Source organism: Chitinophaga chungangae (genome assembly GCF_017742215.1).
Lineage (GTDB): Bacteria > Bacteroidota > Bacteroidia > Chitinophagales > Chitinophagaceae > Chitinophaga > Chitinophaga chungangae.
The window spans coordinates 1,281,580-1,293,334 of sequence record NZ_JAGHKP010000001.1 but is presented as its reverse complement, the minus strand read 5'-3'; the positions used below and the strand labels follow the sequence as shown (position 1 = coordinate 1,293,334).

5 protein-coding genes are annotated in these 11,755 nt (G+C 52.6%); 3 read left to right on the top strand and 2 right to left on the bottom strand.

Going from position 1 to position 11,755, the window contains the following annotated elements; genetic code table 11:
• Positions 1–18 precede the first annotated feature (18 nt).
• Positions 19–3,201, bottom strand: coding sequence for a SusC/RagA family TonB-linked outer membrane protein (locus tag J7I43_RS05495; RefSeq protein WP_209144055.1), 3,183 nt, complete (start codon positions 3,199–3,201; stop codon positions 19–21).
• A gap of 382 nt (positions 3,202–3,583) precedes the next feature.
• On the opposite strand from J7I43_RS05495, the gene J7I43_RS05490 reads away from it, so the two are divergent.
• The 3 genes from J7I43_RS05490 (at position 3,584) to J7I43_RS05480 (ending at position 8,661) form a co-directional block, all read left to right on the top strand.
• Entirely contained in the window at positions 3,584–6,700 is a 3,117-nt protein-coding gene (locus tag J7I43_RS05490) for a ligand-binding sensor domain-containing protein (protein ID WP_209144053.1), read from the top strand.
• A 9-nt stretch (positions 6,701–6,709) separates the two neighbouring features.
• The gene (locus J7I43_RS05485; protein WP_209144051.1) at positions 6,710–7,468 is read left to right on the top strand and encodes a response regulator transcription factor; all 759 of its coding nucleotides are present in this window, start codon (positions 6,710–6,712) and stop codon (positions 7,466–7,468) included.
• 554 nt (positions 7,469–8,022) lie between these two features.
• Positions 8,023–8,661, top strand: coding sequence for a response regulator (locus J7I43_RS05480; protein ID WP_209144049.1), 639 nt, complete (start codon positions 8,023–8,025; stop codon positions 8,659–8,661).
• Here the strand turns inward: J7I43_RS05480 and J7I43_RS05475 are convergent.
• On the bottom strand, positions 8,654–11,701 hold the full coding sequence (locus J7I43_RS05475; protein ID WP_209144047.1) for a sensor histidine kinase: 3,048 nt from the start codon (positions 11,699–11,701) through the stop codon (positions 8,654–8,656). The genes J7I43_RS05480 and J7I43_RS05475 overlap by 8 nt on opposite strands.
• Positions 11,702–11,755 lie beyond the last annotated feature (54 nt).

The following is an 11,755-nucleotide window of genomic DNA, read 5'->3' as shown; positions in this document are numbered from 1 at the left end:
TTCTTTGCTTGAATGGGTTTAGAATGAAATGCTCGCACCTACATTAAACACTTTGCTTTGCGGGTACTGAAGACCGTTCCTGTCCGTGATCTCAGGATCAAGATCGTATTCCTTCAGGTTGTCGAACATAAAGAGGTTGTAAGCATTTACATACACTCTCGCCCGTTGCGCTTTCACCCTGTTCGTCCAGGAGCCGGGCAGCGTATATCCCAGCTCGATCGTTCTTGCACGGAAATAATTCACGTTTTTCATCCAGAAAGTAGACCATTGGTTATTGCTGTGGTTGTGGTCGTTGTAACGCAGGGGCGGGAATTTGCCGGGGATCCATTTGCTGTTGCGGTCCCAGATGTCTTCCCTGTGCCAGCGGTCGGTAAAGATCTTGTTCAGGTTACCGTCGTTGGTGAAAGGGATCTTTGTTTCGTGTTCTTGAATCCAGGTGTAGCCGCTTGCGCCGGAGAAGTCCATTACAAAATCGAAATTGCCGTATTGCAGGCCGATAGACAGACCGAAGTTCATGTTCGGCTGCGAGCCGGAAGCCCATCCCAGCGGGCGACGGTCGTTGTTGGTGATCTTTCCGTCGCCGTCGAGGTCGGCGTATTTCAGGTCGCCCGGCAGCAGCGTGCGGTTGCCCTGTCCGTCGATGTCCACGGGATAATTATTGATCTCTTCCTGGCTCTGGAACTGCCCGATATATTCGAGTATCCATTCAAACCCTTGCCAGCGGCCTTCGTTGGAGGCGAAGTATTGATCGAGCGAGTTGAAGAACACGGGGTTGTAGCTGGAAATGAACTTGCCGCGGGAATAGCTGACATTGCCGCCCACGCGGTATTTCAGCTTGCCGCCCAATTCGCCGTTGTATTGCAGGTCGAAATCGAAACCGGTGCGCGCGTCTTTGTTGATATTCTCGTCGGGCAGCGCATAACCGATCTCCGAGGGGATCAGCACGTCCGTTCTTTTACCGCGCAGGCCGTCGCGTTTGCGGTAGTAATAATCGAGCGCGCCGGTGAGCCGCTGGTCAAAAAATCCAAAATCCACGCCCAGGTCGAGGTGAGAGCTTTTCAGCCAGGTAACGTTGCGTACCGGGGCTCCCCTGTCCCTTGAGCCGACAACCGGTTTGCCGTCGAGAATGGCCACGCCGTCGTTGTAGTTATAGCCCTCCACGTATGCAAATTCCGCGAGGCCCAGGGCCGTGCCGTCGTCGCCCAGAATACCGTAGGAAGCCCTCAGTTTCAGGTCGGACAGGATGCGGTTGTTGCCCAGCAGGTTTTTCATGAAACCTTCTTCGGTGAGGCGCCATGCTACGGACACGCTAGGGAAATAACCCACCCGCTGGTCCGGCGCGAAGAGATACGAAGCATCGCGGCGCATCAGCCCTTCGATGAAATATTTATTGGCGTAGTTGTAGTTCACGCGGCCCGCGATACCGGTCCTTGCCTGCCGGAAATCCTCGTCCGTATACGTATCCGCCGTGCTGAAATAGATCAGCGGCAGCACGTTGGTGATGGGAACGGCATGTATCCAGTTGCGGAGGCGCTGGTTCTTGATGCGTTCAGACACCACCATCGCCGACACGGTATGTTTGCCGAAAGACTTGTCGTAAGAAAGCCTGACCTGCGTGGTCTGGTTGATCACCTTCTCCTGGTTCCTTTCCCGCCAGGGGTTGGTGCTGCCGCCCGTGCGGGTGTAGGTATCGTTGGAAGGATTATAAGTATAAGTATCGTAGGTGTATTCGTGGTTGTTGAGCATGTTATCCGCCAGGTAATACGAATACAGCCCTGAAAGTTTCAGGCCTTCAACGCCGGGTATCTCCCACTCGCCGTCGAGGTTCATCTGCAGCTGGCGCCATTCGTTCTTGTATTTGCCGGCGTATTTGGTATTGAGGTATCCCCAGTTGGTTTCGTTGTGTTTGATATCGTTGAGATAATCGGGGTTGTCGTTGGCGAAAGGCCGTTCCATCGGCGTGTTGCGCAGGATGGCGAAACGCGCCTGCCAGTAGTCGTCCGCCTGCGGCACGCCCGGGTTTTCCCTGGTTTCCACCCTTCCGTTGATAGACATGCCTACTTTGAGGCCGTTGGCCACGCGGGCGGAAACGTTGCTCTGGATGTTGGTGCGCTCGAATTTGTATTCGCGGCCCAGCACGGAGTTCTGGAACAGGTTGGTGGCGGAAAGATAATACGTCACTTTTTCGGTACCGCCGGTGAAGTTGAGGTTGTAAGTGTTCATCGGCGTATTGCCTTTCACGATGTAATCGCGCCAGTTGAAGCTTTTGTAGCCATATTCGGTGCCCTGTTTATATTTTTCCAGCTCTTCTTTGGTGATGTTGGTCGTGATGGGATTGCCACCCGCCGGCACCACGCGGTTCATTTCCGCTTCCGCCTTCATGCTCATATAATCGTAGGAATTATCGAGCACGTCAATAAAACGGGTCCAGTTCTGGATGCCCCAGTTGGCGGAAAGATTGATGGAGCTGCGCTGGCCGAGCCTTCCTCTTTTTGTTTGCACCACTACCACGCCATTGGCGGCACGTACGCCGTAAATGGCCGCGGACGCGTCTTTCAGGAAAGAGATACTTTCTATATCGTTAGGCGAAATGTTATTAAATTGTCCCTGGTCCTGCTGCACGCCGTCTATTACAAACAGCGGCGTGCCCATGTTGCGGATCTGGATGTTGGCGGAAGCGCCGGGGCGGCCGTCTGCCATCCTGAAAGAAACGCCCGGTACCTTGCCGGCCAGCGTGGTGCTTACGGTGGAACCACCGCGCACATTGCCGATCTCGTCTGCCGTAACGCTGGAAATAGCGCTGGTGAGGGATTGTTTGCGGGTAGAGCCGTAACCTACCACCACTACGTCTGTAAGTTCGGTGGCGGAACTGCCGAGCACTATATTAATATTGTTCCTTCCTCCAACGGGCACCTCCTGCGTTTTGAAGCCCACCATGGTGAACACCAGCACGGCGTTGGGTTTTACGCTGATCGTGTAATTACCTTCCATAGTGGTGAGCGTACCGTTGCGGGTGCCTTTTTCGTAAACGGTTACCTGTGGAAGAACGGCGCCCGTACTGTCTTTTACGGTGCCTGTTATTTTCTGCGCATCGGTTTGGGCAAACGCGGGCAAACATAAAGAGCCCAGCAGCATCAGCAGCAATAAACGCAGCCGTGTGCTTTTTCCGGAAGTGAAGCGTGTGTGTGTGGATACCTTCATAAGTGAAATTGATTTTGGCTTTTAGGAAACATAGTTCTCCCATCAGGGCGCATGCATAATTTTTAACGCCTTGCAATCTTGTGTGCGGAATATATTGGAAAAAGGGTTTTCCGCAGAACGTGGACCTGTCAGTTATATCAGCCGGATTTACACAATAGAAGCACGCTCCAGCCGATCCTCCGGCCGGGGGAAGCTGGTCTGCCTGCTCCTAACATCAGTTTCATTAACGCAATCCAAAGAAAGAGAAATGATTTTTAAACCGTTCGCCGATTTATTTCATTTTTTCGCAAAAACGTACCAATTTCCCGCACGCTTATTTACAGCAGTAAAAGAAAGATCAGCTTATTAATATTATATTTGATCAGCGCACAAACTCACCACGTTGAAAAAAAGAATATTCATACTGCTCCTTTTTGCGCTCTACGCAGGGCACGCCGCCAACGCCCAGAAACATTATTTCAGGCATTACCAGGTAGAGAACGGACTGTCTCACAACACGGTATTTTGTGTTCAGCAGGACCAACAGGGTTTCCTGTGGCTGGGCACCAAAGACGGCCTCAACCGTTTCGACGGGCACGCGTTCAAGGTGTTCAGGCACATCCCCGGAGACAGCACCAGCCTTATCACCAATTTCGTCTATTCGCTGGACGTGGATAAGAACGGGCAGCTGTGGGTAGGCGCCGGCAGGGGTTTGTACCGTTATCATCCCGTTACGGAAAGTTTCGAGCTGATAAAAGGTACCGAACGAAAAGGCATCGGGTCGGTGAAGTGCGACCTGAAAGGACTGGTGTGGTTCGTCGAAGGATACTCCCTGTTCAGTTACGACCCGATAAAAGACACGATCGTGCATCACCTGAAACCGGCGGGAGACGAAGCCGTGACGGACATCAACGTCGATGAGGACGGCAACATGTGGCTCGGCTCGTGGAAAGGCACCGTACGGCAGTTTAACAACGGTAAAACGTACGATGTGTTCAGTCATTCCCCGAAAGCGCTCTACAAGCTTGTGACCGTAGTAACGCCCGTGCGCGGCGGCAAGCTGCTGGTGGGCACTTCCAACCAGGGGCTTAAATTGCTGGACCCGGCAAAAAATACGTATGAAGACCTGCTTACCACTACAGACAACGACATCGCCGTGTACGTCCGTCACATCCTGCATCACGAAGGAGACGAATACTGGATCGCCACGGAATCCGGCATTTACATCTACAACCTCGCCACGCGCCAGTACATCAACCTGAAAAAAGAATACAACAATCCCTGGTCGCTGACGGACAACGCCATTTATTACCTGCATAAAGACAAGGAAGGCGGCATGTGGGCGGGCACGTTTTTTGGCGGCGCCAATTATTACCCGCGGCAATACACTTATTTCGAGAAATGGTTCCCGAACAACAGCAATAACACCCTCAGCGGCAATGCCGTGCGCGAGATCTGTGAAGACCGTTTCGGCAACCTGTGGGCAGGCACGGAAGACAACGGGATCAATAAAATAGATGTAAAAACGGGGAAGATCACCCAATACCCGGCCTGCCGCAACGGCATTTCGCATACCAATATCCACGGGCTGTACGCCGAAGGGAATAATCTCTGGATCGGCACGCTGGATAATGGTCTCGACAAAATGGACATCCGTACCGGGAAAGTAGTACGGCATTATTCCGCCGGGCAGGGCTCCTTTTCCAACAACTTCATCCTCTGGATCTACAAGGCCCGCAACGGTTCGCTGTTTATCGGCACCGGTGCGGAGTTGGCGAAATACGACAGCGCGAAAGACGCGTTCCTTCCCATCAGCCTGATGCCGCGCAGCAACCAGCGCAGCATCGACGAAGCGGCGGATGGCACCATCTGGGCCGCCACGGCGGGCGAAGGGCTTTTCTGGTTCAACGAGGCCACCGGCCAAAAAGGCAATTACAGCCACATCCAAGGAGACACCTGCAGCATCAGCTCCGGCCAGCTCAACACCGTGTTTATCGACAGCAGGCAACAGGTTTGGGCCGGCACGGAAGGTTTCGGGCTGAACCGGCTGACGCCTTCCACGGGATGTTTTAAACGATATACGACGCAGGACGGCCTCCCCAGCGATTATATTTTCAAAGTATTGGAAGACGACCGCGGCAACATGTGGGTGACCACTTCCCGCGGCCTCGCCTGCCTGAACCCGCAAACCGGCGCCATCCAGGTGTTTACGAGCATCAACGGGCTGCTCAACGACCAGTTCAATTACAATTCCGGCTACAAAGACAAAAACGGCCGCATGTATCTCGGCAGCGTGAAAGGCATGATCAGCTTCAATCCCGACCAGTTTTTGCCAGACACGTTCGTGGCGCCGGTGTACATCACCGGTTTTAATGTGAAGAACAAACCGACCTCCCAGGAAGACAAACGCGATCTTTTTTTCACGAAAAAGATCGTGCTGCCGTATGATCAGTCTTCCTTCAGCATCGACTTCGCGGCCCTCAGCTTCACCGCGCCGGATATGATCTCCTATGCGTACCAGATGGAAGGGCTCGACAAAGAATGGACCTATCTCAAAACCAACCGCATCGTATATTTCACCGATCTGAAACCGGGTCATTATACCTTCAAGGTGACCACTACAGACAACAACGGCAAACTCGGCGACCATCCCGCATGGCTGGAGATCGAGATCAGGCCGCCGTACTGGGCTACCTCCTGGGCGTATGTGCTGTACGCGGTGATCGTGGCGAGCGCGGCTTATTATTTCATCCGGCGATACCACATACGGCAAACGTTGAAGCATAAACGAAAACTGGAAGAGCTGCAGCTGAAAAAAGAAAAAGAACTGTACCAGGCGAAAGTAGATTTCCTGACCAACGTGGCGCATGAGATCAATACGCCGCTGACGCTTATCAAAGGGCCGCTGGAACAGGTGATCGAAAACCCGGAGCGGTTGCAGGCCAACCGGAACCACCTGCAGATCATGGAGCGGAACACGAACCGGCTGGTGCAGCTCACCAACCAGCTGCTGGATTTCCGGCAGACCGAAGCTACCGGTTTCCGGCTCGATTTTAAAAAACTCAACATCTCGTCTATCTTGCAGGACACATTCGACAATTTCCGGTTGCCCGCCGCGCAGAAGAAACTCGATTTCAGGATGAGAAAAACGCAGGAAGATATTTATGCCTATGCAGACGAAGAGGGCATCAACAAAATATTCAGCAACCTGTTCAGCAACGCCATCAAATATGCCGACAAAAAAGTGAAGGTAGTGCTGCGGGAAAACGGGCAGCACGTGATACTCGAAGTAACCAACGACGGGCCGCTGATACCCGAAGAAATGCGGGAGAAAATATTCGCGCCGTTCGTACGCCTGAAAGAAAATGAAAAACAAAAAGGCACGGGCATCGGGCTGAGCATCTGCCGCAGCCTTACCGTACTGCACAAAGGCGAGCTGTATGTAGCATCAAAGGAAGACGGCCTGAACACCCTTGTGTTCACCTTGCCGATCGGGCAGGCCATATCAACCGAAATATAAACCCAGTTTATGCAACCTGTTATTCTGCTTGTTGACGATAACGAAGAGATCCTCGATTTTGTAAGCTCAATTCTCGAAGGCGAATATGCCATCCTCCGCGCTGAAAACGGCGAAGAAGCCATTCGTGTGCTACATGCGGAAAGCGTGGACCTTGTGATCAGCGACATCATGATGCCGGGAATAGACGGGCTGGAACTTTGCAAACGTATCAAAACCACCTTCGAGATCAGCCACATCCCCGTGATATTGCTCACCGCGAAAAACACGCTGCGCTCGAAGATCGAAGGGCTCGAAACCGGCGCGGACGCGTACATCGAAAAACCCTTCTCCCCCGCCCATCTCAAAGTACAGATCGCCAACCTGCTGAGCAACCGCATAAAGATCCGCAAATACTTCGCAAGCACGCCCCAGGCGGCCATCAACACGATGGCCCATACGCGGGAAGACGAATCTTTCCTCAACAGCATCTACGACTTCATCCTCCGTGAAATAGAAAATACCGAGCTGGACGTAGACCACCTCTCCCGTTTCGTCAACATGAGCCGGATCAGCCTGTACAGGAAGATCAAGGCGATATCGGACCTTACGCCGCACGAGCTGATCAACATCACCCGGCTGAAAAAAGCCGCGGAGCTGCTGGAAGAAAAAAACTACAAGATCTATGAAGTGGCGATGATGGTGGGGTATAAATCACAAACGCATTTCGGGAAAAATTTCATCAAACAGTTCGGGGTAAGCCCCAGCCAGTACGTGATGCAGAAGAAATAAGCCGGAGCCGGTACCGGAACAGCGCACTTGTAAAGGGATAAACAGGTCCTTTTCCGCTGATATTTCTACCGGTTGTAATTTGGTAGCAGGTGTATTCGGTTGCGGAGGAGCCCTATTAACGCCTGTGGCTGTTCCTGGTACGGTTCCGGGTATGCGCATTCCTACCGGCGCGATATTGTCATATGCACTTGTCGGTTCATTCGTTTAATATACAGGGAAAAAATCACCGGCCAGTGCATGAAAAACAGCGCTGATGCCTTATGTACGAATAAGATCGGTCATTTCCGGCGAATGGATACAATTCTTCATAGGTGGTTACGGTTTACGTTTTTTTTACTGGTTTATGGATAGAATATGGGTATGCTCATCAAAAAACGGTGTATAGATCGCAATTCTCTATTCCTAAATTAATTAAAAAGACGATACCAGGGTATAGAGTGAGTTCGGAATATTTGTAGTAATAATACTACATTTGTCAAAACCTCCGCCCTGCAGGTGCAGGGTATGTAAAAATGTTTACTTTTATGGGGTTAAAGTCTATTGAACCGTTTCCTATGAAAGCTATTCTTGTTGCGGACGACCATTCGATCGTAAGATTAGGGGTTTCGCATATTATTTCCACACTTGCCACGCCCTCCGCCGTCGAGGAAGCATCCACATTCGACGAGGTGATCACTTACCTCGAAGCCAAACGATTCGACCTGCTGATCCTGGACATCAATATTCCCGGGGGGAACAACCTGCAGATGATCGACGCCGTAAAACTCCGGCAACCCAACATCCGCATCCTGATGTTCAGCGGGTACGACGAGCAGCTGTTCGCCATCAACTACATGCAGGCGGGGGCAGACGGCTACCTGGTGAAATATTCCCCGGAAGACGAGATCCGGTCGGCCATCAGCACCGTGCTCAACCAGCAGAAATACATGAGCGCCGGCACGAAAGAGCAGCTGCTGAGCATGCTCAATTCCCAACGCGAGCCCGTCATGAACCCGCTTTCGACCCTTTCGGGCCGCGAGGTGGAAGTAATGTACCTGCTCACGAAAGGCATTCCCGTGGCGCGGATTGCAGACATGCTGAACCTGCAGGTAACCACGGTAAGCACCTACAAAACCCGCATCTTCGAAAAGCTGCAGATCAGTAACATCGTTGAGTTGCTGGAAAAAGTAAAAATGTACAGTACGGCTAACTGACGAGGTGCAGCACCACGCTCACCCTTGTGCCGCCGCCTTCGTTCGGCTGGATCTTTAACCTGCCGTTGATCAGCTGCAGCAGCTCTATCACGATCAGCAGGCCCAGGCCGCGATGTTCGTCCGGCCAGTGATTGTCCCCTATCAGATATTTGCCCGGCATATGCGAATTGATCCGTTCCTGCAGGCGCGGATGCATGCCGATGCCGGTATCTATGATCCGGATCACAGCCATATCGCCGATACGCTCCGTTTCGAGTGTGATGGTGCCGGAAGTGGTGTATTTCACCGCATTGTCCAGCAGGTTATGCACCACTACGCCCAGCAGCTGCCTGTTTACCATGGCCGGCTCCGAGCCGTTGGCCGGGCGGAGGATGATCTCCACGTTGCGCATCTGCGCGATGGGCCTGAAAATGCCGGCCTTTTCCTCCAGCAGCTGGTCGAGATGCAGCATTTCGGAAGAGGAGCCGTTGGCGGAGAACTGCATTTTCATGTACTGGATCAGATTCTCGATGAGATGGTACATGCGGTAATGCGTTTCGTACAGCGCCGCGTGTTGTTTGTCGTTCCCTTTCATGGCGCCGGTCATGAGCAGGAGGAATTTCATCGGGGTCTTGATGTCGTGCGTAATGGCCGCGATCAACCTTTGCTGCATCAACGCCTGCTGGTGCAGCTGCCGTTCAGACGACTGGAGGAACTCCAGCGTTTCTTCCAGCCTGCGTGTTCTTTCAGACACATGCATTTCCAGCATCCGGTTCTTATACTGGCTTCTCGCCAGCCGGATACGCATGAAAACGAACACCAGCAGGCCCAGGAAACCGGCCACCAGCACCCGGAACCACATCTTTTCGTACCAGGCCGTCTGCACGGCGATGTACAACACGCGGTCTACATAATTATGCCTGCCAAACCCGCTCACTTTCCGGATGCGCAGGCGGTAATTGCCGGAATGCAGGCGGGAAAAGGAAATGGAACGGTCCCGCTCAACGGGCAGCCAGATGTCTTCCCCCTCTCCTTCCAGCGTATAAAATATCTGCAGGTTGTAAGGATCTCCGAAATACGGGGTGGTTACTTCCAGGCGGAGCTGCTGGTAATTGTTCGGCAGCACGATGGTATCCGCGCCGGCGATGCGCCGCGTGTCCATCTGCAGGTTGTCGATAAACAACCCTTTGTCCGGCACTTCGGCTTTGATGGACGAAGGCCGGAACACGACCAGCCCGTCCAGCGAAGGCAGGGAAAGCTTGCCGTTGGCCAGTTTCAGCGCACAGGGCTGGCAGCCACCGTTAAATTCGTTCGTATAAAACCCGCGGGATTTGCCGTAATACAAGTAAAAAACAAACGAGCTTTCCCCGCTTGCGTATGCCAGCAGATCTTTCCGCGCCACCTGGAAAAGGCCTTTATTGGTGGTGATCCAGAAATAACCGCTGTCGTCCGGCACAATGCAATGCGCCGTGGCGAGATATTGCATCTTGTCCATGGGCATCTGGAAAAGGCGGCCTCCTTTCAGCAGGAAAAATCCCTTGTCGTAGGTGGTCACCCACACTTCGTCTTTCGCCGCGGGATATATGCTGCGGATATAATACCCGCTAAGCCCCGGGATCGTGTCCACTTTGACGTTACCGAGCCTGATCCTGAAGAGCCCTCTCCCCGAACCGACCCACAAAATATCGGGTTGCTGGTACGCGAAATAAGAAATATCCGGCACGGCGGCGGTAAATAGCAGTGGCACGGGATTGGGCCGGTCCGTATTCAAAAAATACAACCCCGACGCCCTGGTGCCGATCCATAATCGGTCGTCGTCCCCTATATATATCTGCGTGATCTCGTCGTGTAGCCGCCGTTCCCACAGCATCCTGGTGAAATCGTGATTGTATTGCAACAGCCGGTTGCCGGTCTTATACCAATGATTGCCCTGCCGGTCGGTTTGAATGCTGTATTTGTCGCCGGTGAAATAATTGCGCAGCAAAGGCAATGTTTTCGTATTCCCTTTTTCGTCAAATTCAAATCCCTGTGGCGTGATCACGCCACCGGTGCCGCTGGGTACCTGCGAATAATACACTTCGTCGCTGCCCTGCCCTGAACGCATCGGCTTGAACTGCTTTTGCGTGATCACGTACATGCCTTTGGTAAAGCTGCCGAGAAAAAGACGGTGGTGCGCTTCGTCGTGGTAAATGGAAATAATGTCCTGCCGGTGAAGATCAAAATTATGCAGCACCAGTTGTGTATAAAGTACATGATCTTCTCCTTCCCGAAGGCTGTAGAGTTTGCCGTCGAGATAAACAAAAAGCTGCTGGGCCACGTAGTTCCAGTACAGCTCCATATTGTTTTTATCCGTGCCGTAGGCGGGGCTTTGCAGGATATCCCCGCAAACGTTCACCGGTATGCTGCCGTGTTTGTCCAGCAACAGGAACTGCCCGTCCGGTTTGAGATAATACAGGTGAGTGCCGACGGCAAAAAAATTCCAGGCATTGTTGTGCGCGAAATCGCAGCTGAATTTTTGTACCCCGTTATCGATATAGGCGTAGGAATTGTAGGTAATGACGTAATACGAGCGGGCGCCGGTGGGAATGAGGTACTGGTCTACGGCGATCTGGTTTTTCAAAGTATTGGGGAGACCAACGACCGGGTAAGTGCCCGTGGTATCGTTGTACACGAAATATTCGTAATCGTGCGTAACGGGAAGGTGTTTGTGCCAGAAAACCGCCTTGCCATTGACTATGCGCACGATCTCCTTTTCAGCGGTGCGGGCGAAAAGCATTTTCCTTCCCGCATCGGGATAGATGTAGGCCATCCGGCTGCTGCGCAACGGAAGGTCGGCGCCATTGAAATTGCGGAACTTCTGCCCGTCGAAACGCACCAACCCGTTTTCGGTGGCCAGCCACAGGAAACCGGCGTTATCCGGCGCAATGCTTTTTACGCTGTTTTGAGGCAAGCCGTTCTCATCCGTGAAATGTTCAACGGTATATGGCAATGTGTCTATTTCCTCCGCATGGGCAAAAAAATGGCTGCCCGCCAGAAGCAATACTAATACGAACGATCTCATGGCCTATTAAAAGAATCCCGGTTGGCGTGCTATATAAGTGCGTTGTTAAAGATA